Annotated in this window: 19 protein-coding genes; 12 read left to right on the top strand and 7 right to left on the bottom strand. The window is 67.4% G+C overall.

All coding sequences use genetic code 11. The annotated features are described in order from the left end of the window. Nucleotides 1-284: 284 nt before the first annotated feature. The 3 genes from AB0N24_RS00095 to AB0N24_RS00105 form a co-directional block, all read right to left on the bottom strand. A complete protein-coding gene (locus tag AB0N24_RS00095) occupies nucleotides 285-1,091 on the bottom strand; it encodes an ABC transporter permease (RefSeq protein WP_364118832.1) in 807 nt (268 codons plus the stop codon). Then, entirely contained in the window at nucleotides 1,091-2,059 is a 969-nt protein-coding gene (locus AB0N24_RS00100) for an ATP-binding cassette domain-containing protein (RefSeq protein WP_364119688.1), read from the bottom strand. The genes AB0N24_RS00095 and AB0N24_RS00100 overlap by 1 nt, the downstream gene beginning before the upstream one ends. Before the next feature lie 168 nt (nucleotides 2,060-2,227). Further along, nucleotides 2,228-3,208, bottom strand: coding sequence for a 3-methyladenine DNA glycosylase (locus tag AB0N24_RS00105; RefSeq protein ID WP_364118835.1), 981 nt, complete (start codon nucleotides 3,206-3,208; stop codon nucleotides 2,228-2,230). A 190-nt stretch (nucleotides 3,209-3,398) separates the two neighbouring features. On the opposite strand from AB0N24_RS00105, the gene AB0N24_RS00110 reads away from it, so the two are divergent. From AB0N24_RS00110 to AB0N24_RS00145, 8 genes are all read left to right on the top strand, one after another. Next, nucleotides 3,399-3,830 carry a VOC family protein gene (locus AB0N24_RS00110; RefSeq protein ID WP_364118838.1) on the top strand — a complete coding sequence of 144 codons (432 nt, stop codon included), beginning with the start codon at nucleotides 3,399-3,401 and terminating at the stop codon, nucleotides 3,828-3,830. Between the two features lie 198 nt (nucleotides 3,831-4,028). Further along, the gene (locus AB0N24_RS00115) at nucleotides 4,029-5,414 is read left to right on the top strand and encodes a cystathionine beta-synthase (RefSeq protein WP_364118841.1); all 1,386 of its coding nucleotides are present in this window, start codon (nucleotides 4,029-4,031) and stop codon (nucleotides 5,412-5,414) included. A 39-nt stretch (nucleotides 5,415-5,453) separates the two neighbouring features. Further along, nucleotides 5,454-6,641: a cystathionine gamma-synthase gene (locus AB0N24_RS00120; RefSeq protein ID WP_364118843.1), complete on the top strand. Its 1,188-nt coding sequence runs from the start codon at nucleotides 5,454-5,456 to the stop codon at nucleotides 6,639-6,641. A 6-nt stretch (nucleotides 6,642-6,647) separates the two neighbouring features. Beyond that, nucleotides 6,648-7,916: a glycosyltransferase 87 family protein gene (locus tag AB0N24_RS00125; protein ID WP_364118846.1), complete on the top strand. Its 1,269-nt coding sequence runs from the start codon at nucleotides 6,648-6,650 to the stop codon at nucleotides 7,914-7,916. Between the two features lie 70 nt (nucleotides 7,917-7,986). Then, complete coding sequence (locus tag AB0N24_RS00130) at nucleotides 7,987-8,496, top strand: helix-turn-helix domain-containing protein (protein ID WP_364118849.1); 510 nt, start codon at nucleotides 7,987-7,989, stop codon at nucleotides 8,494-8,496. Further along, entirely contained in the window at nucleotides 8,493-9,860 is a 1,368-nt protein-coding gene (locus AB0N24_RS00135; protein WP_364118852.1) for an MFS transporter, read from the top strand. The genes AB0N24_RS00130 and AB0N24_RS00135 overlap by 4 nt, the downstream gene beginning before the upstream one ends. 282 nt (nucleotides 9,861-10,142) lie before the next feature. Next, nucleotides 10,143-11,525, top strand: a complete 1,383-nt coding sequence (locus tag AB0N24_RS00140) for a glycosyltransferase 87 family protein (RefSeq protein ID WP_364118855.1) — start codon at nucleotides 10,143-10,145, stop codon at nucleotides 11,523-11,525. Beyond that, nucleotides 11,522-12,268 carry an SDR family oxidoreductase gene (locus tag AB0N24_RS00145; protein ID WP_364118858.1) on the top strand — a complete coding sequence of 249 codons (747 nt, stop codon included), beginning with the start codon at nucleotides 11,522-11,524 and terminating at the stop codon, nucleotides 12,266-12,268. The genes AB0N24_RS00140 and AB0N24_RS00145 overlap by 4 nt, the downstream gene beginning before the upstream one ends. A 34-nt stretch (nucleotides 12,269-12,302) precedes the next feature. Here the strand turns inward: AB0N24_RS00145 and AB0N24_RS00150 are convergent, their stop codons facing one another. From AB0N24_RS00150 to AB0N24_RS00165, 4 genes are read right to left on the bottom strand one after another with little or no spacing between them, the layout of a single operon-like run. Further along, a complete protein-coding gene (locus AB0N24_RS00150; RefSeq protein ID WP_364118861.1) occupies nucleotides 12,303-13,502 on the bottom strand; it encodes an acyl-CoA dehydrogenase family protein in 1,200 nt (399 codons plus the stop codon). 22 nt (nucleotides 13,503-13,524) lie between these two features. Next, entirely contained in the window at nucleotides 13,525-15,069 is a 1,545-nt protein-coding gene (locus tag AB0N24_RS00155) for an APC family permease (RefSeq protein WP_364118864.1), read from the bottom strand. After that, nucleotides 15,066-16,286, bottom strand: coding sequence for a glutathionylspermidine synthase family protein (locus AB0N24_RS00160; RefSeq protein WP_104171968.1), 1,221 nt, complete (start codon nucleotides 16,284-16,286; stop codon nucleotides 15,066-15,068). Before AB0N24_RS00160 ends, AB0N24_RS00155 begins: the two co-directional genes overlap by 4 nt. Before the next feature lie 2 nt (nucleotides 16,287-16,288). Further along, nucleotides 16,289-16,954 (bottom strand): Tat pathway signal protein, encoded by a 666-nt coding sequence (locus tag AB0N24_RS00165; RefSeq protein ID WP_364119691.1) that lies wholly within the window; start codon nucleotides 16,952-16,954, stop codon nucleotides 16,289-16,291. Nucleotides 16,955-17,274: 320 nt separating this feature from the next. Here AB0N24_RS00165 and AB0N24_RS00170 point away from each other — a divergent pair, with 320 nt between their 5' ends. From AB0N24_RS00170 to AB0N24_RS00185, 4 genes are all read left to right on the top strand, one after another. Continuing rightward, on the top strand, nucleotides 17,275-18,846 hold the full coding sequence (locus tag AB0N24_RS00170) for an ATP-binding protein (RefSeq protein WP_364118867.1): 1,572 nt from the start codon (nucleotides 17,275-17,277) through the stop codon (nucleotides 18,844-18,846). Continuing rightward, a complete protein-coding gene (locus AB0N24_RS00175; RefSeq protein WP_364119694.1) occupies nucleotides 18,843-19,517 on the top strand; it encodes a response regulator in 675 nt (224 codons plus the stop codon). Before AB0N24_RS00170 ends, AB0N24_RS00175 begins: the two co-directional genes overlap by 4 nt. A gap of 34 nt (nucleotides 19,518-19,551) precedes the next feature. Continuing rightward, entirely contained in the window at nucleotides 19,552-20,205 is a 654-nt protein-coding gene (locus tag AB0N24_RS00180; RefSeq protein ID WP_364118870.1) for an MOSC domain-containing protein, read from the top strand. A 410-nt stretch (nucleotides 20,206-20,615) separates the two neighbouring features. Continuing rightward, a complete protein-coding gene (locus tag AB0N24_RS00185; RefSeq protein WP_364118873.1) occupies nucleotides 20,616-22,877 on the top strand; it encodes a DEAD/DEAH box helicase in 2,262 nt (753 codons plus the stop codon). The last annotated feature ends 146 nt before the right edge of the window (nucleotides 22,878-23,023 follow it).

Here is a 23,023-nt window from a genome sequence, read left to right on the forward strand (position 1 = left end):
CGGTTCTGCCTTGGAGCCGGCGCCACATGAGCTGATTGCGAGCAGCGCAAGCACTACCGCCGCTGGCCACATGGCACGCGAGGGCGGCCACGCCCCATGAATGTCTGCCATTGTTTCCCCAATATCCTGTTGCGGCCTCGGAAGAAGCCTAGGCCACGGCAGCGGAGGACGGGATGGGCAGAACTACCCCGTGCCGCCGAAAGTCCAAGCCCAAGGCCGCAAGTGTCTGTTCGCACTGTGTGGGCCACTGTTGGGCGCGAACGGACAGTTAAGGCCCGGGGCCCCTACCTGATGTTGCGGTTGATGGCCCGGATACCAACCACCAGTCCGACGGCGGCCGTCACCGACGCGGCCAGGAGGCCCAGGAGTGTATCGCTGCCGATGTTCCCCGCGAACAGTTCCCGCTCGGCATTGACCAGGTAGGTCAGGGGATTGAACCAGCTTGCGGTCTTCATCCAGTCCGGACCGGCTTCAATGGGGAGCATGATGCCGGACAGGATCATCAGCGGGAAAAGCAGGGTCTGCTGCACTCCCCAGAAGATCCACTCCTTGTTCTGCGACACGAGGGCAAGGGCATAGGAGAGCGCACCGAGTCCGATGCCGAAGATGCCCAGGATGACCAGCCCGAACAGCACGTGCAGCGGGTAGAAGACGAAGCCGAACGGGATGCAGACCAGGGCGATGAGCAGCCCTTGCACCACCAGCGGCGCCCACTCCTTCAGTGCCCGCCCGATCATCAGCGACGAGCGGGACAGCGGCGTGGCCAGGATCCGTTCGTAGGAGCCGGTCATCAGCTCGTACTGCAGGTTGGACCCGGTCATGGACGTGCCGAACAGGGCGATCATGACCACGACGCCGGGCAGGAACCACTGCAGAGTGGACTGTCCGCCGAAGGCCGGGGATCCCACAGCGGCGCCGAGGAGCGGGCCGAAGAGGCCCAGGAAGACGAGAGGCTGGATCAGCGAAAAGATCAGCGAAAACGGGTCCCGCAGCGGCAGCAGCATCTCGCGCCAGAACACATACCTTGTGTCGTGGAGGACCTGGATCAGGCCGGTTTTCTTCGCGACGTCCCGGACATCCTGGACAGTCATCAGCGGTCCGCTCCTTCCCTGAGGTTGCGTCCGGTCAGCTCGAGGAACACATCGTCCAGGGTGGGCGGTTTCAGTTCCAGGGACTGGGCGGGAGCGCCGGCATCGTCCATTTCCTTGAGCAGCGCGGGCGCCAGCCGTGCGCCTTCCGGGAGGCGCAGGCGGAAGCTGACCACGCCGTCGTGCGTGTTTTCCTGGACCTCACCGCCCGCTGCTGCCCGGCCCAGCAGCCCGCGCACGCCCGGGGCCGACTCCGCTGCAACCTCAACGGCCAGCAGATCGCCGGCCAGGTTGGCCTTGAGGCGGGCCGCGGTGTCGTCGGCGATGATCCGGCCGTGGTCGATGACAATCACCCGTTCTGACATGGAATCCGCCTCGTCCATGTAGTGCGTGGTGAGGACGATGGTGGTCCCGTGCTCGGCGCGCATCCGCATGATGTGTTCCCACAGGTTGGCCCGGTTCTGCGGGTCCATGCCGGTGGAGGGCTCGTCCAGGAAGAGCAGCCTCGGTGAGTGCATGAGGCCCAGGGCCACATCCATCCTGCGCCGCTGCCCGCCGGAAAGTTTGATGACAGTGCGTTTGGCGAGGTCGGTCAGCTCGAGGGACTTCAGGAGTTCCTGGGCCCGGGCGGCAGCATCGGCGGTGTTCATTCCGTAGAAACGGCCCTGCATCATCATTTCGTCGATCACCCTGAAGCTGTGGCCGCCGCCGTTGCCCTGGCCGATGTAGCCGATCCGTGCCCGCACGCCTGCCGGGTCCGCCGAGACGTCCACGCCGGCAACCATGGCGGTGCCAGAGGTGGGCCGGAGCAGCGTGGTCAGCATCCGGAGCGTGGTGGACTTGCCGGCGCCGTTCGGGCCGAGGAATGCCACGAGTTCGCCCGGAGCGACGTCGATGTCGACGCCCTTGACGGCCTCGACCGTTTCCTTTTTAGCCGTGAAGTTCTTGGTGAGTTTCCGGGTGTGGATCACTGCGCGCTCCAGGATGCGGATCACTGGCGTTCTGGCTGCCGGACGCCATGCCGCCACGTTATACCCAGCCAGCGGGGGCGTCCACAGGATCAGGGACAGCTTCGGTCCGCGATGGAGGGGCGGGTGTGCCCAAGATAAGGGCCGCAAGTGTCCGTTCGCGCCCAAGAGCTAGTGCCGGCGGTGGTCCTGGATGGTCATGCGCGGGCCGAACGTGGGTTTCCGGAAGCCGCTGAGGCCGATCATCCGTACCACCCGTTGCCGGTGACCCTGCCACGGCGCCAGCAGCCGCAGCATCCCGGCGTCGTCCGTCCGGCGGCCGGTCAGCGCGGCGCCCACGTACGCGGCCAGATGGTAGTCGCCCACCGCGATGGAATCCGGGCAGCCGTGCGTGCGCTGGACCACCTCGGCCGTGGTCCAGATGCCGATGCCGGGGATGGTCTGCATCTTGGCGGATGCCTCCGCGGCTGTGAGCCCGGCCAGGCGTTCCAGGCCGACGGCGGAACGCAAGGCCCGCATGACAGTTGCCGAGCGCTGCGGTCCCACGCCGGCCTTGTGCCATTCCCAGGAGGGGATCCGCAGCCACTGCTCAGGAGTGGGCTGAACCAGCAGCCCGGCCGGCGCGGCCGTACCGGCGGCGGGGGCCGCCGTGCCGAAGCGGTACATCAGGTAGCGGTAGCCCCGCCGGGCTTCGATGACGGTGACTTTTTGTTCGAGGATGGTAGGCACCAGGGAATCGACTATCCGGCCGGTGGACGGGAGCCGCAGGGCCAGGTTCCGGCGTCGGGCTTCCACCACCATCCGGGGGAGCGTGGCTTGGAACTCGGGGCGGTCAAAGCCGGACCAGTCGTCCCCGCTGCCCAGCAGCCGCGGCGCCCTGGAGATGGCTGCCTCGGCACCAGGCCCCCAGGCCTGCGCGTCCACGTCCGGTTCGCGGGGGTCCCCGGAAACGGTGAGGCGCAGCGTCGCCGGGCCGTCCGGCGTCGTAAATGACATCCAGACACCGTCGGGCCGGGAGGCGAAGGCCGGATCACCGTTGCCGCGCATCAGCGTGCCGAGGGTCTGCAGGAGATTGAACGGGCCGCCCGGATGCCACCGCAGCGAGGCGTCCGCCGCGGCGGCGAGGCCAGCAGGGACGTCGGTGATGGTCATACGTCTATCGTCCCACGCAAGGCTGACACAGCCCCCAGCGGCATGCCGCCCCGGCGTCGCCTGCAGGGTCTGCAGCCCGGTGGACAGGCAAGGCCAAAGGGCCCTGATCGGCTCCGGCCTGCGGGACTAGAATTTGCGTGTGGCGCGGTAAATCCGTGCCCTCCACCCCCATTTTGTCAGGAGCGCATAAATGGCTGGAATCGTGCATTTTGAAATCCCGGCGGACGATCAGGGACGGGCCACCGAGTTCTACAAGGCGGCCTTCCACTGGAACATCAACCCGATGCCCCAGATGGACTACAACGTGGTGACCACAACGCCGACCGACGAAAAGACCGGAATGCCCAAGGAACCTGGGGCCATCAACGGCGGACTTTTCGCCAGGGAAGGTGAACTGAAGACGCCCATCATCACCGTTGATGTCGAGGACATCGACGCCTCGCTCGCGCGGATCGAATCGTTGGGCGGAGCCGTGGTCAAACCCAAGGATGCCATTCCCGGAATGGGCTACTACGCCTACTTCAAGGACACCGAGGGCAACGTCCTGGGACTGTGGCAGACCGCCGAGGCAGGGGGAGCGGGCGTAAGCCCGGAATCCGCGGCTAACGACATCGGCGCGTAGGCGCCGCGCGAGGCACCGGGCACGTGGGCTTCCGGGTTATGGGCACAGTCGCGCAGGTGTTGGCCGTCATCACGGGGATCGTCCACCGCTGCACCGCCCAATCGTCCCACCCGTCCCGGCCTGTGCCCGCGCGGCACGCACCGGCGGGGCGGGCCGCCGAGGCAAGGGGTGCAGGCCCGAGACGGTAACTTTGTACCTATGAAGTACGCCCAGTCCGTCCTGGACCTCATCGGCCACACGCCGCTCGTCAAACTCAACCACGTAACTGATGGTGTCAAAGCCACCATCCTGGCGAAGGTGGAATACCTGAACCCGGGCGGATCCATCAAGGACCGCATCGCGGCGAAGATGATCGAGGAAGCGGAACGGGACGGCAAACTCCTGCCCGGCGGAACCATCATTGAACCCACCTCGGGGAACACCGGCGTCGGCCTGGCCCTCGTGGCCCAGCAAAAGGGCTACCGCTGCATCTTCGTGGTCCCGGACAAGGTCGGCGAGGACAAGCGCGCCGTCCTGCAGGCATACGGCGCCGAAGTGGTGGTGACTCCCACCGCCGTCGCCCCGGACAGCCCGCAGAGCTACTACAGCGTGTCGGACCGCCTGGTCAGCGAAATCCCGGGCGCGTTCAAGCCGGACCAGTTCTCCAACCCCGCCGCGCCGGGAAGCCACTACGAATCCACCGGACCCGAGATCTGGCAGGACACGGACGGCCGGATCACGCACTGCGTGATCGGGGCCGGCACCGGCGGCACCATCACCGGCACCGGCAGGTACCTCAAGGAAGTTTCCGCCAACCGCCCCGAAGCCGACGGCGGACGCGTGCGGATCATCGGTGCCGACCCCGAAGGGTCTGTCTACTCCGGCGGAACCGGCCGGCCCTACTTCGTGGAGGGTGTCGGCGAGGACATGTGGCCGGCCAACTACGACAAAACCGTCCCGGACGACGTGATTGCCGTCAGCGATGCCGAGTCCTTCGAGATGACCCGCAGGCTTGCCCGCGAAGAGGGCCTGCTGGTGGGCGGCTCATCCGGCATGGCCGTGGTTGCCGCGCTGCGGATCGCCAAGGACCTGCCCGAAGACGCCGTGGTGGTGGTGATCCTGCCCGATTCAGGCCGCGGCTACCTGGCCAAGATCTTCAACGACCAGTGGATGCGGTCCTACGGCTTCCTGTCCGGCGGCGAGGAATCCTCCGTCGGTGAGGTACTCAAATCCAAGACCGGGGAGCTCCCGGAACTGGTGCACATCCACCCGAACGAAACCGTCCGCGACGTCATCAACATCATGAACGAGTACGGCGTCTCCCACATCCCGGTCCTGTCCCAGGAACCGCCGGTGGTCATGGGCGAAGTGCTGGGCGCCGTGGACGAACGGAGCCTCACGTCCAAGCTGTTCCGCGGCGAGGCGAAGCTGACGGACAAGATCTCCGAACATATGGGGGAGCGGCTGCCCGTGATCGGTTCGCTGGAGACCATCTCCGCCGCCCGCGAACTGCTCTCCGACGTCGACACGGTCATGGTCACCTTCGTCGGCGCCCCGGTGGGCATCCTGACCCGCCACGACCTCCTCGCCTACCTCAGCAACTAGTCCTGATTGCAAGCCCGATCGGCAGCCGAAAGGAACTTCATGTCTGTCTCTGAAAACCAAGGTTTCAACACCCGCGCCGTCCACGCCGGCCAGGCCTTCGAGCCGCGCACCGGCGCCGTGGTGCCGCCCGTGCACTTCTCCTCCACGTACGCCCAGGACGGCATCGGCGGGTTGCGCGACGGCTACGAATACGGCCGCGGCACCAACCCCACCCGTGACTCGCTGCAGGAACAGCTGGCCGCGCTCGAAGGCGGATCGCACGCGTACTCCTTCAGCTCCGGCCTCGCCGCCGAGGACTCGATGATCCGAGCGCTGACCCGTCCGGGCGACCACATCGTGCTCGGCAACGACGCCTACGGGGGAACCTACCGGCTGATCAGCCGCGTGCTGGGGGAGTGGGGCATCGGCAATACGCCGGTGGACATGTCCAATCTCGATGCCGTCGCGGAGGCCGTCGCGGCCGGCGGACCGGACGGGGGCAAAACCCGCCTCGTGTGGGTGGAAACGCCGTCGAACCCGATGATGAAGATCACTGACATCGAGGCGCTCGCCAAGCTGGCGCACGACGCCGGAGCACTGCTCGTGGTGGACAACACCTTCGCCTCGCCGTACCTGCAGACCCCGCTGGCCCTCGGCGCCGACATCGTGGTGCACTCCACCACCAAGTACATCGGCGGCCACTCCGACGTCGTCGGCGGCGCGATCGTGGTCAACGACGCGGAGCTGGCCGAGAAGATCGGCTTCGTGCAGTTCGCCGTTGGTGCCGTCTCCGGCCCGATGGATGCCTTCCTCACCACCCGCGGCCTCAAGACCCTTGGCGTCCGGATGGACCGGCACAGCGACAACGCCCAGGCCGTGGCCGAGTGGCTGTTGCAGCGCCCCGAAGTGGAAGCCGTGCTGTACCCGGGCCTCCCGTCGCACCCGGGCCACGAACTCGCGAAGAAGCAGATGAAGAAGTTCGGCGGCATGATCTCCGTGCAGTTCAAGGGCGGCGAGGCGGCGGCACGCACCGTCGCGGAAAACACATCCGTGTTCACCCTGGCCGAGTCCCTCGGCGGCATCGAGTCGCTCATGAACTACCCGTCGGAAATGACGCACGCCTCCGTCAAGGGAACCGAGCTGGCCGTTCCGGTCAACCTCATCCGGCTCTCGTGCGGCATCGAGGACGTCGAGGACCTCATCGCGGACCTGGAGCACGCCTTCACCTTCATCGGGACGGGCAGCTAGCAGCCGGTGACCATCTCGCTCCGGGCGGTTTCGCCCACCACACGCAGCTGGATCGCGACGGCGGCAGGCGCTGCCGCCGTCGTGATCGCCCTTGTGGTCCTGTACTCGGCGTACATCCCGCTGATGAACGACTTCGAGGTGTACTACTACGGCGGCAGCCGGGTGCTGCAGACCGGCGAGAGCGGCGTCAACGAGCTTTACGCCCCGCGGGACGGCCTCCCGTTCACGTACCCGCCGTTCGCGGCGCTGCTGTTCGCGCTGCTGGCGACGCTCAGCATCGGTGCCAGCAGCCTCATTTTCATTACGACGGCGCTGGCCGGCGCTGCCGTTGTGTCGGCGTGGCTGGCGCGGCACTACTTCGGGCTGCACCGCTGGAAGGACGCCTTCGCCGACTGGCGGTTCCGGGCCGTGGCGCTCGCGGGGACGGCGGCGATCCTGCTGCTGGGCCCCTGGCGGGACACGTTCGACTTCGGCCAGATCAACATCATCCTGATGGGGCTGATCCTCGCGGACTTTGCCCTCTACGGAAAATCCCGGGCGGGTGAACTCCGCTGGCCGGCAGGACTGCTGATCGGCATGGCGGCGGGGATCAAACTGACGCCGCTGGCGTTCGGTCTGTACTTCCTGGTGCGCCGGGACTTCAAGGCGCTCGGCTGGATGGCTGCGGGCTTCTTCGGCTCCATCGCGCTGTCCTGGGCCGTGCTCCCGCATGCCTCGGTGACGTTCTGGACCAAGATCCTGCCGGACACCGGACGGATCGGCGGGCCCGGCTATGTGGACAACCTTTCCGTCAAAGGCCTGCTGCTGCACCTGGGCCTGCCGGACTCCGGAGTCACCAGCGCGGTGTGGCTGGTTCTTTCGCTGGCCCTCGTGGCCGTGGCGGCGCTGGTCATCAAATGGGCTGTTGAAGCGGACGAGAACTTCGTGGCGGTATCGGCCACCGCCGTGCTTATGCTGCTCATCAGCCCGGTCTCCTGGTCCCACCATTGGGTGTGGATGGCCGTGGCGCTGCCCTCCATGGCCTTCGCGCTCCACCGCATCCCGTCGAAGGACGGAAGGATGCGGCTGGCTGGCTGGATCATCGTGGCCGCCTCTGCAGTGGCGTTCTACCTGACGCCCAAATACCTCGCCGTGATGGCAGGAGCGCACGAGTGGGGCAAGGACCCGCAGACGCAATGGCAGCTCGCGGTGTCCAGCCTGGGCGTGGTGGGCGGCATCGCCATGCTCGCTTACTGGGCCCTGGCCTATCGTCCGTCGAGGGCCACCCTCCGCTGACGTTTTAGCCGGCGGACAACCTAACCGGACAACCCTAGCTTTCTTGAAGAGAGTCAGCTAGGGTTCCTGCATGGCACTCCGCTCTGACTGGTCCCAACGCACCTGCGCCATGGCCCGCGGCCTGGACATCCTGGGCGATCCCTGGAGCATGCTGGTGCTACGCGAAGTCTTCTTCGGCAACGGCCGCTTCGACGCCATGAAGGAACGGCTGATGGTGGCCGACTCCGTGCTCACCAAACGGCTCGCCGGCCTCGTGGACGACGGGCTCCTTGCCCGGAAACCGTACGACGATGGCGGCCGCACCAGGCAGGAGTACGTGCTGACCGAGAAAGGCGAGGACGCGCTGCCGGTGCTCAACGCCGTCGTGATCTGGGCCGAAAAGCATCTCCCGGCGCCTTCCGAGCAGGCGCACATGTTTGTCATTCACTCCACCTGCGGCCAGCGGACGTCCTCCGCGGACAGCTGCACCGCCTGCGGTGAGCGGCTGACCGCGGACAACACCAGCTGGCACAGCCTTACCCGTACGGCTGAACCCGTCCGGCTGGCCACCTCCACCCCACAGAACGGCCCCGCCGCATGAGCGCTTCCGAAACCACCCTGCTGCCCTCGCCCAGGAAACGCAGGCGCCGCCAGTTGCATCCCGCGTGGATCGTGGCAGCCGTCGCGTTCCTGGCCCTCGTGGGCGCCGCCGGCTTCCGGGCCGCCCCCGGCGTCCTGATGGTGCCGCTGCAGGACGAATTCGGCTGGTCCACCACAGTCCTGTCCGGGGCTGTCAGCATCAACCTGGTGCTCTTTGGCCTCACCGCCCCCTTTGCCGCAGCGCTCATGGAACGGTTCGGCATCCGCGCCGTGACGTCCGTGGCGCTGGTCCTGATCGGCGCGGGGAGTGCCCTGACGGTGCTCGTGAACCAGTCGTGGCAGATCCTGCTGACGTGGGGACTGCTGATCGGACTGGGCACAGGGTCCATGGCGCTCGTCTTTGCCGCCACCATCGCCAACACCTGGTTCACCAAGAGCCGCGGTCTGGTCATCGGCATCCTGACAGCCGGAAGTGCAGCCGGGCAGCTTGTCTTCCTGCCGTTCATCGCCATGCTGGCCCAGGATCCCGGCTGGCGGCAGGCATCCCTGCTCATCGCCGCCGGCGCCCTGGCCGTGGTGCCGCTGGTGCTCAAATTCCTCAAGAACTCACCGGCCGACGCCGGAGTGCTGCCGTACGGCGCCGAGGCAGTCCCCTCCGCAGAAACCGGCACTGCGTCCGCGGCGGCGGCGGAACCGGCACCTTCCACGGCACCCAGCGGGAACGCGGCGGTCCGGGCGCTCCAGGTCCTCAAGCGTGCCAGCAAGGTCCGCACCTTCTGGGCCCTGGTGGCCGGCTTTGCCATCTGCGGTGCCACCACCAACGGTCTCATCGGCACCCACTTCATTCCCTCCGCCCACGACCACGGCATGGCGGAGACCACTGCGGCGGGCCTGCTCGCCGTCGTTGGGGTCTTCGACATCGTTGGAACCATTGCCTCCGGCTGGCTGACGGACCGCTTCAACCCGAGGATCCTGCTGGCCGTGTACTACCAGTTCCGCGGCATCGGGCTGCTGGTGCTGCCGCTGCTGCTGAGCGCCACCGTCCAGCCCAGCATGATCGTTTTCGTGGTGATCTACGGGCTCGACTGGGTTGCCACCGTTCCGCCGACGGCCGCCATCTGCCGCCAGGTCTTCGGGGCGGACGGCAGCGTGGTGTTCGGCTGGGTCTTCGCCGCCCACCAGCTCGGTGCGGCCGCCGCCGCCCTGGGCGCGGGCGCCATCCGCGACGCCACCGGCCAGTACACCTATGCCTGGTTCGGCGCAGCCGCCATGTGCACCATTGCCGCCGTCATCAGCGCCACCATCCGCAAGGATGCCGGGGCACGGGAACCCGTCCTCGTGGCGGCCAGCCCCGCCGACCGCTGAGCGCGGCTGCCCCCCGCGGACCGCTGAGCCCGGCTGCCCACCAACGCACGGGCACTCCGGCATTCCGCGGCAGCAGCGGCCTGACGGTTTGTGGTGTCCTGCCTGGTGCCCCATCTGGTTTTGCCACGCCGGAGCCGCGCAGCACGGGACAGGACCCCTGTTTCAGTAGGATGTGAGGACGAGGCGCCGAATCCGGCGCGAGTCAACCGGCACAACATCGCGATAGCGCGCAACGCGCCTACAGTGGCGCCGCTCCGCAGGAACAACGTTTGGGGACACGGGATGGCACTGCTCGACGCCGAAAAGGAGCTCGACGCCGCGACGCGGCACGACGCCGACAGGAAACCCCGGCCACGCGCCGGGACCGCTGCACCCTGGTACCGGAGCAGGCTGGCGCTGGGCGTCTCCGGCGAGCTGGTCACATTGCTGGCCGTGCTGGCTGCCGCCCTGTTCATCTCCTTAAGGCTCGACGCCTGGGGCGAGCACGGCCTCGACTTCAGCGTCTACTGGCACGGCGGCAAGATCCTCAACGAAGCCGGCCAGTCGCCGTCGGACCTCTACAGCCGGACCGTGGGCTGGGCCGGCGGGCCGGAACTGCCGTTCACGTACCCGCCGTTCGCCGCGATGCTGTTCAGCCTGCTGGCAACGCTGCCGGAGAAGTCAGCGCTGATGCTCTTCAACGCTGCCGGGGCAGCCGTGGCCGTGTGGGTCGCCGTGCGCGGAGTGCGGTACTGGAGCGCCAAACAGGACTGGCGCAGCACCTTCGGAGCCCCCGGGTTCAAGGCAACACGGAACCGGTGCGGCGCCGTCATACTGCTGCTGGCCGTCATCAACCTGGGCCCGTGGCGCGAGACCCTGGCGTTCGGCCAGATCAACATCCTGCTGATGGGGCTCATGGCGGCCGACCTCCTCGCCAGGAACCAGCGCTGGAACCAGGGTGTCCCCGGGCGGGGGTTCCTGGTGGGCATGGCCGCCGGCATCAAGCTGACGCCGCTGGTCTTCGGACTGTACTTCCTGGTGCGCAAGGACTGGCGCGGACTCTTCAACATGGCCGCCGGATTCGCCTTCACCGTACTGCTGGGCTGGCTGGTTCGCCCGGCGGAATCGTTCCAGTTCTGGCTGGAGATCCTGCCGGACACGTCCAGGATCGGCGGGGCGGGCTATGTGGACAACCTTTCAATCAAGGGTGCACTGCTGCATTTCGGTGTTCCCGAAGCCGGCGTCACCATCCCCTGGCTCCTGCTCAGCGTTTTGGTGGTTGGCGTGGGCGCCATGGTCATCAAGGCCGCCAGCGACCAGGGCGCGCGGGTGGTGGCCATCTCGGCAACGGCACTCACCATGCTCCTCATCAGCCCGGTTTCCTGGTCCCACCACTGGGTCTGGATGGCGGCCGTCCTCCCGGCGTTCGCGTGGACCCTGCGCGAGACACCGCACCGCCAGCGGCTGACCCGCTGGTTCCTGGGCGGAGTGCTCGGGGTCTCGATCATCGTGTTCTTCTTTTCACCCAAGAGCATCGGCGAGGCGCTCGGAGCGGAGAACCTGGACTTCCAGACGCCCGAGCCCTGGCTCATGGCCTCCAGCGCCGGCGTGTTCTGCGCGCTGGCCATCCTGGCCTGCTGGCTCGTGGTGCTCCGGCGGAACTCGCTGGCTGAGGTGCCCGGATGAGCAGGACAGCCCTGGTGACCGGCGTCGGCCGCCTGGCCGGCATCGGCGCCGGCATTGCCCGCCGCCTGGCAGCGGACGGCTGGGACCTGGTGCTCACGTACTGGCAGGACTACGACTCCCGGATGCCCTGGGGAGTCCAGCCGGACGACGTCGAACGCCTCCTGGCGGAGCTGGAAGCGACGTGCGTCCGCGTCCTTGCGTTGCCGGCGGATCTGGAGGATCCGCTGGCGGTGGACCGGCTCATGGCCGACGTGGCAGCCCAGGCCGGGACGCTGCAGGGCCTGGTGCTCAGCCATGCGGAGTCCGTGGACTCCGGCGTCCTGGACACCACGCTGGCGAGCTGGGAGCGGCACTTCGCCGTGAACACCCGGGCCAGCTGGCAGCTCATCGCCGCCTTTGCCAGGCAGGCAGGGCACGACGGCGGCGCGATCGTGGCGCTGACCAGCGACCACACAGCGTTCAACCTGCCGTACGGTGCGTCCAAGGGAGCGCTGGACCGGACGGTCATTGCCGCGGCACGGGAGCTGGGACCGCTCGGGATCACGGCGAACGTGCTAAACCCCGGGCCTGTTGATACCGGCTGGATGGATGCGGAGCTGCGGGAGGACCTCAGCCGCCGCCAGCCCGGCGGACGGCTCGGCACCCCCGAGGACGTGGCGGGAACCGTGGCGTTCCTGCTCTCACCCGAAGGCCGCTGGGTGTCCGGTCAGCTGATCAAGGCCGACGGCGGCTTCTCGGCCTGAGCCTCTTCGTGCCCGGCCCCACCCTTTGCCCGGATTAGCGGAAGGCGCCGATGCCGGTGATGTGCTGGCCCAGGATCAGGGTGTGGACCTCGTCGGTGCCCTCGTAGGTGCGCACCGACTCGAGGTTGGCGGCGTGCCGCAGCGGCGAGTAGTCCAGGGTGATTCCGTTGCCGCCGAGGATGGAGCGGGCCTCCCTCGCGATGGCCAGGGCCTCGCGGACGTTGTTCAGCTTGCCGAAGGAGATCTGCTCGGGCTGCAGGGTGCCGGCGTCCTTGAGCCGGCCCAGGTGAAGGGCCAGCATGGTGCCCTTCTGGATTTCCACGAGCATGTTCACCAGCTTCTCCTGCGTGAGCTGGTACCCGGCGAGCGGCCTGCCGAACTGGAGCCGGTCCTGTGAGTACTTCAGGGCGGCTTCATAGGAATCGCGGGCGGCACCCATGGCACCCCAGGCAATCCCGTACCGCGCCTCGTTGAGGCAGGTGAAGGGGCCGCGCAGGCCGCGGGCACCCGGCAGCAGGGCCTCGGGTCCCAGCCGCACGCCGTCGAACACCACATCGCACTGGATCGAGGCGCGCATCGAAAGTTTCCGGCCGATCGGCGTGGCAGTGACCCCGGGCGTGCCGGCCGGCACCAGGAAGCCGCGGACGCCGTCGTCGGTCATGGCCCACACCACCATCACGCCCGCAACGGACGCGAGCCCGATCCAGCGCTTGGCGCCATCCAGGACCCAGCCTGCGCCATCCCCGGACCCGTCGCGGCGGGCCACGGTGGTCATCGAGGACGGATCGGATCCCGCGGTGGGTTCGGTCAGGGCAAAGCAGCCGATCACCTCCCCCGCGGCCATCCGGGGGAGCCACTCCTGCTTCTGGTCCTCGGACCCCCACCGGTGGATGGCGGTCATGGCCAGGGATCCCTGGACGGAGACGAACGTGCGGATCCCGGAGTCCCCGGCTTCCAGTTCCATCGCGGCGAGGCCGTACTCGACGGCGGAGCGGCCCGGGCACCCGTAGCCCTCCAGGTGCATGCCGAGGACGCCCAGCTCGCCGAGTTCGGGAGCCAGATCGAGCGGAAAGACGGCGTCGTCGTACCACCGGGCGATATCCGGTTTGATCCGTTGCTCCGTGAAATCGCGGATCCGCTCCCGGACCGCCAGCTCACCAGGAGTCAGCAGGGCATCAAGGGCCAGGACGTCGGAGGGGTCCGAAACAGCGGGAACGTCAGCAGCGTTGCTCATTGGTGCATCCTACGGGTTGCTCCTAGCGGTTGCTCGGCACAGGCCGCTGTGCCAGGAAGTAGCCACGCGTGGCGGGGGCGAAGCGGCACACCACGGCAAGCACCACACCGAGTGCCAGCAGCACCACGCCGCTGACGAACGCACCGCCCACGCCGAGGATCTCCGTGTCCCCGTAGGCCGGATCCCACATCTGCACCGCGGAAATGAAGAACGCGGCGGTCAGCATCAGCGCACCGAGCAGCGGCAGGATACCCCGGAACCAGAGGCTGCGCGCTGACTCGCGCAGGGTGCTACGGAAGAACCAGAAGCACGCGAAGCCGGTGAGGGCGTAGTAGAACGCGATGAACAGGCTGATGGAGCTGATGGAGTCGGAGAGCAGGTTCTCGCTCAGGAAGCTCATGGCCACGTAGTACACGACGGCGGCGGCACCCATCACCTGCGTGGAGAACCCCGGCGTCTGGTTGCGCTCGTGCACTTCCCCGAACTTGGCCGGAAGCGCCCCGTGGACGCCCATGGACAGTGTGCCGCGGGCGGTGGGCAGGATGGTGGTTTGCGTCGAGGACAGCACCGATGCCAGCACGGCCACTACGATCAGCCAGCCCCACGGCCCCAGCACCACGTCCTTCATGGCCAGGAAGACGTCATCCTGGTTCTCGGCATTTCCCAGCCCGATCCCGTCCGTGCCCACGGTGGCATACATCATGACCAGCAGCGCAACGGACACGTAGATCGCCACGAGCACGAAGGCGGAGATGACGGCGCCGCGGCCTGGGGTCTTGGCGGGGTTCTCGGTTTCCTCATTCACGGCCAGGCAGGTGTCCCAGCCCCAGTAGATGAAGAGCGCCAGCAGTACACCGTGCACCACCGCGCCCGGATCGGCGAAGGCGCCGGCCGGGTTGAACCACTCGATGTCGAACGCCTGGCCTTCGGGGGCGCCCCCCGTAATCCTAAAGACGATGGCCACGGCGAATATGCCCAGCGAGACATACTGCACGTAGGTGAGGACCCGCTGGACGTGCTCGCCCAGCCGGATGCCGCGGTAGTTCACCAACGTCATGAAGATGATGAACACCACGCCGGTAGCCGTCACCACCAGGTCGTTCTCCGCCAGCGACCCGTCGCCGATCAGCAGCCACAGATACTGGCCGGCCACCTGTGCCAGGTTGGCGAGGACCACAATGCCGGCCAGGGCAACGCCCCAGCCGCCCAGCCAGCCCGCCCACGGACCGAACGCCCGGCGGGCCCAGATGAAGGTGGTGCCGCAGTCCGGCATGGCGCTGTTCAGTTCCCGGAAGGCGTAGGCGATGAAGAGGACCGGCACAAACCCCAGGAGCAGGATCAGCGGCGTGTAATTGCCGTTGACCGCGACAATAAGGCCCAGCGTGGCCGCCAGCGAATAGACGGGTGCGGTGGAGGCCAGCCCCAGCATGACGGAGTCGCCCAGGTCCAGGATGCCGGCGCGCAGCCCCTTGGACGGAACTACCGGTCCCGGCCCGCCGGAGCTACCGCCGGAGCGTCCCGATGTTCCCTCCGGGGGGCCTCCCGCCATCGAAGTCCCTGCGGTCATAGTGCGATACCTGCTTTGCTGGAGGAGGCCGAAGCGGCCTGGACTGAAAGAGGGGCCGGAGCGTCGATGGTGTTGGGAACGAACCGGCAGAAGTAATCGGTGATGGGTCCGTCGGACTCGCGGATGCCGCAGCCCACGGACTCGCCATCAACCACCCAGAGGCCCAGCACGGGATGGTTCCCGTCGAAATCGGGCAGGGAATGGAACTGCTGATAGCACCAGCCTTCGCGACCGTAGCCGCCCGGCTGCTCCATGTTGATGCCGGCAGCGTGGATCTTGATGTTGTCCCCTTCGCGGCCGTGCAGCGGCTTGGCGACCCATTCCTTGAGGGGCCCGGGATCGTTCAGGTACGCCGGGAGGAGGTTCGGGTGGTCCGGGTAGAGGTGCCACAGTGCCGCCAGCAATGCCTTGTTGGAGAGGAGCATCTTCCAGGCCGGCTCCACCCAGCGCGGATTGTGGGCACGCTGCAGCAGGCGCTGGCCGAAAGGCTCCTTCATCATCAGTTCCCACGGATACAGCTTGAAAATGGTGCTGATCATGAAGTTGTCCAGGTCCACAAAGCGGTTCAGGTTGGGGTCCCAGCCGATGTCGGACATGTTGATGCCGATGGTGGTCCAGCCGCCCTGGCCTGCGACGTCGCGCATGTACGCGGCGGTCATCCAGTCCTCGCCGGACTGCTCCGCCTCCGAGTGCGCAATGTGCAGGGTGCTCATGCCGGTGCGGTACTGCAGCTTCTTCCACTGCCGGATGAGGGCTTCATGGATGCCGTTCCACTGGTCCTTCTCCGGGAAGACATCCTGGAGCCAGAACCACTGCGCCACGGAAGCCTCGATCAGCCCCGTGGGCGTGTCCGCGTTGTACTCGAGCATCTTGGCCGGGCCGCCCCTGCCGTCGTACACGAAGTCGAAGCGGCCGTAGATGTCCATATCCGCGGCCTGCAGCGATTCGGCAGCCAGTTCCAGCGCCTGCGGGCCGATTCCGATGTTGCCCATGGCCCCGGTGGCGAGGTACTTGGCCGCCTCAAGGCACATCAGGTGCATGTCCTCGGCGGTTTTCTCGAGGGTTTCCACCTCGTCCATGGTGAATTCGTAGTACGCCGATTCGTTCCAGTACTCGATCTTCTTGCCGTCCGGCATGGTGGTGGTGGAAAAGACCAGCCCCTGTTCCTCGATCTTTTGCTTCCAGTCGGGCCTGGGGGTTGCCTGCAGTCTCTTCACGCCTAGCCTCCCGTGCTTCCGCCCTTGGAGCTGCTGCCAAAGCCGCCCCTGCTGACCGTTCCGCCCTTGGTGCTGTATCCCTTGGACGTTTTGGCCCCCTGCGGCACGGTCTTGGTGAAGCCGGTGTACTGCGAGCGGTTCTGCCCGACAGCCGGGACGCTGGCGCCGCGCGAGTAGAAGTACCAGGCGTAGATGGCCGAGCTCCGTCCGGCGCTGCTGCTGTTGTCGCACTGGGCGTCGTCCACGCGCTCGCCGGTTTCGTCGTTGAAACAGACCTGCGCGTAGTCGGCCTCCGCTTCGTTGCTGGCCACGATGGCGGTGATGGTACCCGCCAGCAGGGCAGTAACGCCGAGGCCGACGACGACGGTGCGGCGTTGCGAGCGCTTCTTGCGTGCCGCCGCTTCCCGCTCGCGTTCGTGCTCGAAGGGGTCGATAACGGGTCCAGGTCCGCTTCCGGGCGCCGGAGCCGGGCCCGGCCCTTGACCAGGCCCGGCAGCCGCACTCTTCTGCCGACGTCCTGCTTTTCTTCCTGTTTCTGGCTGGGCGCCTGCCGTTGCCGAATCGCCGAGCAGGTCCGGGCGGAGCTCGGGTTTGGGGACCTGCCAGGGCGGCAGTTGGCCGCTGGCCGGATCGTGGGGCTGCGGCGTGAAATCTTCGGGCGAAGTCATCCAGCCTGGCCCCGAAGCCCCGGGCACGCCGGGCGCCGCTGACTCGCCGTCCGGTCCCTGCGGTCCGGAACGGTTGTTCTTCGGATCCTTCGAAGGATCCTTGTTCGGGTCCTGCGGCTCCATGGGTCCCCCTTGGTTGTCCATGCTGAATCTGTGACCGGCCACGTGCGCCAACGCTGCGTGGCAGCCCGCCTTGCCACACGCGTGGCCACGCAGACGGCAAGGCACAGTTGTGTCAATCCTGAAGTCAGCCTAGTGCCTGGAGGGAGGTCCTGGTAACGGGAAACAGGGGGGAGAACTGCCCATGTCAAGATGGAGCCATGGCAGCAGTTGACCCCGCCCGTTCCGGCACCCCGCACTCCGGCCCCGCCGGTTCCGGGACGGCGCGCTCGGCGCTTCAGGGCATTGGGCGGAGCCGCTTCGTCCTGGGCCTAGTCCTTGCCGTGGTCCTGCCGCCTGCCGTGGAAGTCCTCGTGACGCTGGCAGGGTACCGGAACTTCAGCATCATCATGCTGCTGCACCTCGCCGTCGCCGTCGCAGTGGCTGCCATCGGGGGACTCTGGCCCGCCGTCGTGGCCGCCGTCCTGGGCACAACGCTCCTCAATTACTTCTCCGCCGATCCGGTGGGCTCGCTGTCCATCGCCGATCCCTCCACGTTGTTCACCCTTCTGGTGTTCCTGGCGGTTGCCTGCAGCGTGGCCCTTGCCGTCGGCCTGGCGACCCGTCGGGCCGAGGAAGCCGCACGGTCCGGGGCCGAAGCCACCGCACTGAGTGAGCTTTCCCTGCGGATCCTCAGTTCCGACGGCAGCCTCGAGACGTTCCTCGAGAAGGTCCGCAGCAGGCTGGCGGTGGACGCCGTGACCCTGCTGGCCGGAAGCTCCCCCGCCGGCCCGGGGTCCGCTGCGGCAGGCCGTCCGGGACGCGGGCCCGGCAGTAATACTGAATGGACTGTGGTTGCCAGCGCCGGGACCAGTCCGCCGGTGACCCATGCGGCCGCCGACCACACCGCCGTCGTCGATTCCCGGTACACCCTGCTGATCAACGGCGGGCCACCGGCCAGCCAGCCATTTTCCGGCCAGCACCAGCGGATGCTGGCCGCCTTTGGCGCGTTCCTGGTGGCCATCCTGGAACGCCGGCAGCTTGTGGCGAGCAGGCAGGACAACCAGCGTCTCTCCGAGGGCAACAAGATGCGCACGTCCATCCTGAGGGCCGTCAGCCACGACCTGCGCACACCGCTGGCCGGGATCAAGCTGGCTGTCAGCAGCCTCCGCCAGGAGGAGGTGCGGTTTTCCCCGGAGGATGAACGCGAGCTGCTCGCCACCATCGAGGATTCGGCCGACCGCCTGGACCATCTGATCGGCAACCTCCTGGACATGTCCCGGATCACGGCCGACTCCGTCAATCCGCTCCTGCGAGGACTGGGGTGGGTGGACGTGCTGCCCGATGCGCTGAAGGGGCTGCCCGCAGGGCGGATCCGGGTGGAAGTGCCGCCCAACCTTCCCCGGGTGGAGGCCGACGCCGGGATGCTGGAGCGCGTGGTGGCCAACCTGGTGGAGAACGCACTCAAATACGCGCCGGAGGCCGACGTGGTGCTGACGGCCCGCGCGGGGGAGGGGATCGCGCTCGCGGGCCGCCCCGCCAGCGAATTCCGCGTGGTGGACCAGGGCTCCGGGGTGGCCCCGGCGGCCGTGCTGGACATGTTCCTGCCGTTCCAGCGGCTCAACGATTCCCAGCGCACTGACGGCGGCCGCAACGTCGGGATCGGGCTTGGCCTTGCTGTGGCGAACGGCTTCACCGAAGCCATGGGAGGCACGCTCGCAGCGGAGCCGACGCCGGGCGGCGGGCTGACCATGGTGGTCACCCTGCCGCTGTGGGAGGGGCCGTTGCCGTGACCCTGGTGCTGATTATCGAAGACGAGGCACAGCTGGCCCGGGCCATGCAGATCAACCTCCGCGCCCACGGCTACCAGGCAATCACCGCCGGCTTCGGCGCGGACGGACTGAAGCTGGCAGCCCAGCACCCGGTGGACATCGTGGTGCTGGACCTCGGGCTGCCGGACATGGACGGTGTCGACGTGATCCGGGGGATCCGCGGCTGGAGCTCGGTGCCCATCATCGTGCTGTCGGCCCGCCACGCCTCGGAGGACAAGGTGGATGCCCTCGACGCCGGGGCGGACGACTACGTGACAAAGCCGTTCGGCCTCGACGAACTCCTGGCGAGGCTGCGGGCGGCCTCCCGGCGCTCGCCGGCGCAGCGCGAGGTACCCACGGTGGAAACCGCGGACTTCGTGGTGGACCTCGCCGCCCGGAAGGTGGTCCGGGCCGGAAAGGAAATCCGCCTCACCCCCACGGAGTGGAACATCCTGGAACTGCTGGTGCGCAATGCGGGAAAGCTGGTCAGCCAGCAACAGCTCCTCACCCAGGTCTGGGGGCAGGCGTACGCCAAAGAGACCCAGTACCTTCGCGTCTACCTGGCCCAGCTGCGGCGCAAACTGGAGCAGGACCCGGCCAATCCGCGCCACCTGCACACGGAGGCAGGCATGGGGTACCGCTTCGATCCGTGAAGCGGCCGCTGGCCCGCCCGCCTACACTGGTGCCATGGACACCGCATCTGTGCTTGCCGTCTGCCGGGTACACCAGCTTCTGAGCGATGAAGGAAGCGTGGGCGTCACGGCCATCGACAAACGTGCCGTCGACGGCCCGGTCAAGGTTCACAAGCTCGGACTCCATGGGGACGTCCAGGCCAGCCGCATCCACCACGGCGGCGTGGACCAGGCGCTGTACGCCTATTCGCAGGACGACGCCGACTACTGGGTGGGTGAACTGCAGCGCGAACTGCCGCCCGGGATATTCGGTGAGAACCTGCGCGTCGCGGGCATCGGTACCACCACCGCGGTGATCGGCGAACGGTGGAAGATCGGGCTCGACGTCGAAGTCGAGGTCACCTCACCCCGTGTCCCGTGTGCCACGTTCCAGCGCCGCATGGACGAGGCCCAGTGGGTCAAGCGTTTCACCGAAGCGGGCCGGGTGGGCACCTACCTCCGCGTCATCAGGACCGGGACCATTCAGGCCGGCGACCATATCCACCGGCTGTTCGTTCCCACCCACGGCGTGACCGTCGGCAAGTGGTTCAGCGAGCCCACCATCGAGGATATGGAAGCGCTGCGTGATGCAGACGCGGACGGCGAGATCCGCCTGCAGCCGGAGTACCACGACGAATTCGAGAAGATTCAGCGGCGCCTGGGCGTCTAGTTCCTCCGGATTCGGAAAGGCTGTGCGGCGCCGTGTGCGCAACGTCACCGCCGCTGGGCAGCCGCCGGGTTAGTGCAACACGGAACCATGCCTTACACTTGAAATATCCCCCACTCCGGAAATCCCTTATTCCTGCCCAATTTTTGAGGCAGGACTGGCAAGTGTTGGGGCCCGCACAAGCGATGCGGGCATTTTCATAGGGAGAGCCGGCTAAAGAAAACGCTGTACAGACTGCTGGGATAGCAGCCAAGAGATGCAGCGGGAAGTCCTGCCACGGGATTGCGAAAGCGCCGGACTTCTACGTGACCGGCCGGTCAATGTCTGCCCGGCGTCCAAACGGCACATGTACTGCGGCTCCGCTCACCTCGGGTTGTGCCGCCTGGCCCCCTATGGATGAGGAAAACTCCCCTATGCCCGAAATTCACAACGACGCTACCGCCGAAGCCGCAACCGTCGACACCACTGCCGAAAACGCTACTCCGGTAGCCGGCGCTGCCCCCGTTTTCACCGAGGCCCCGGCAGTTGCCGAAGCGCCTGCCGCTGAAGAAGCCCCCGAGGCTGAAGCCCCGAAGTCTGAAGAAGCCCCTAAGGCTGAGGCCCCGAAGGCCGCAGAGGCCCCGAAGTCTGAAGAAGCCCCTAAGGCTGAGGCCCCCAAGGCCGACCCGACCAGCGGCGAAGCTGACACCGAAGCCGAAGGCATCCGCTTCGTGGACCTCGGCATCGACCCCCGCGTTCTTGCCGCCCTGCAGGATGTCGGCTACGAGAAGCCCTCACCCATCCAGGCAGCCACCATCCCGCTGCTCCTTGAAGGCCGCGACGTCGTGGGCCTGGCCCAGACTGGTACCGGTAAGACTGCAGCATTCGCTGTACCGGCGCTGTCCCGCCTGGCAGAGCTCCACGACCTCAACGGCCCGTCCCGCAAGACGCAGGCCCTGGTGCTGGCTCCCACCCGTGAGCTGGCGCTCCAGGTTGCCGAGGCCTTCACCTCGTACGCCAAGCACATTGACGACTTCACCGTCCTCCCCGTCTACGGCGGCTCCGCCTACGGCCCCCAGCTCGCCGGCCTGCGCCGCGGCGCCCAGGTGGTTGTCGGTACTCCCGGCCGTGTGATCGACCACATCTCCAAGGGTTCCCTGGACCTGTCCGAGCTCCAGTACCTGGTGCTGGACGAGGCCGACGAAATGCTCCGCATGGGCTTCGCCGAAGACGTGGAGCAGATCTTCCAGCAGACGCCGTCCGACCGCCAGGTTGCACTGTTCTCGGCCACCATGCCGAGCCAGATCCGCCGGATGTCCAAGCAGTACCTGAACAACCCGGCCGAGATCTCGGTGAAGTCGAAGACCACCACCGGTGCGAACACCCGCCAGCGCTACCTGCAGGTCATGGGCCCGCACAAGCTCGACGCGCTGACCCGCATCCTCGAGGTTGAAGAGTTCGACGGCGTCATCGCCTTCGTGCGCACCAAGATGGCCACCGAGGACCTGGCTGACAAGCTGCGGTCCCGCGGCTTCCAGGCTGCCGCCATCAACGGCGACATCCCGCAGCAGCAGCGCGAACGGACTGTCGATGCGCTGAAGGAAGGCCGCATCGATATCCTGGTGGCCACCGACGTCGCGGCCCGCGGCCTTGACGTTGAGCGCATCAGCCACGTGATCAACTACGACATCCCGCACGACACCGAGTCCTACGTGCACCGCATCGGCCGCACCGGCCGTGCAGGCCGCAGCGGTGACGCCGTGCTGTTCATGACCCCGCGGGAGAAGTACCTGCTGCGTTCCATCGAAAAGGCAACCCGCCAGCCGGTGGAGCAGATGCACCTGCCCACGGCCGAGACCGTCAACACGCTGCGCCTGGGCAAGTTCGCCGAGCGCATCACGGAGACCCTCGAGTCCGAAGACGTAGCAGCGTTCCGCGACCTGATCGCTTCCTACGAGGAAGAGCACAACGTTCCGGCTGCGGAGATCGCTGCGGCTCTGGCCGTCATGGCGCAGGGCGGACAGCCGCTCCTGGTCAAGGAACTGCCTGCTGCCCCCGAGTTCCAGAAGCGCGAGCGCGCCAAGGACGGCTTCGGCTCACGTGGCCCCACCCGCACCCTGACCGAGGGCAACGCCACCTACCGGATCGCCGTCGGACGCCGCCAGCGCGTCATGCCGGGTTCCATCGTTGGCGCCATTGCCAACGAGGGCGGCATTTCCTCGGCACAGATCGGCGGCATCGACATCCGCTCGGATCACTCCCTCGTGGAGCTTCCGGCGGACCTGAGCGCCGACCAGCTTAAGGCACTGTCCCGCACCCGGATCGGCGGCGAGCTGATCCACCTCGAGCTGGACAACGGCCGCAAGCCCTCCGGCGGCGGCGAGCGTGGCGGTTACCAGGGCAACCGTGGCGGCGACCGCGGCGGTTACTCCGGCGGCGGCGACCGTGGCGGCAACTTCAAGGGCAACGGCGGGTTCAAGAAGGAATTCCGCAAGAGCGACGGCGAGCGTTCCTCAGCTGACCGCGGCGGCCGTTCATACAGCGACCGTTCGGAGCGCACTGTTGGCGCTGACAGCGGCGCCACCCGCGGCCAGGCCAGTGACTCCCGCTTCGGCGGCCACGGTGACGGCTCACGCAAGCCCCGCCACGGCAACGAAGGCGGCCAGGGCGGCTTCAACCGCAAGGGCAAGTGGTAACCACTAGCAACACCAGGCACTAGGAACGGGCCGGCTGAATCAGCCGGCCCGTTCTTCGTTAACCGGCACCCTGTGTTGGCTTCATCACATCGGTGTTCCGGCGGCCGCCACGGGGCCTTCGGGAAGCTGCTTCAGGCCCGGTTTTC

This window comes from Arthrobacter sp. NPDC093128 (assembly GCF_040683875.1).
In the GTDB taxonomy this organism is placed as follows: domain Bacteria; phylum Actinomycetota; class Actinomycetes; order Actinomycetales; family Micrococcaceae; genus Arthrobacter.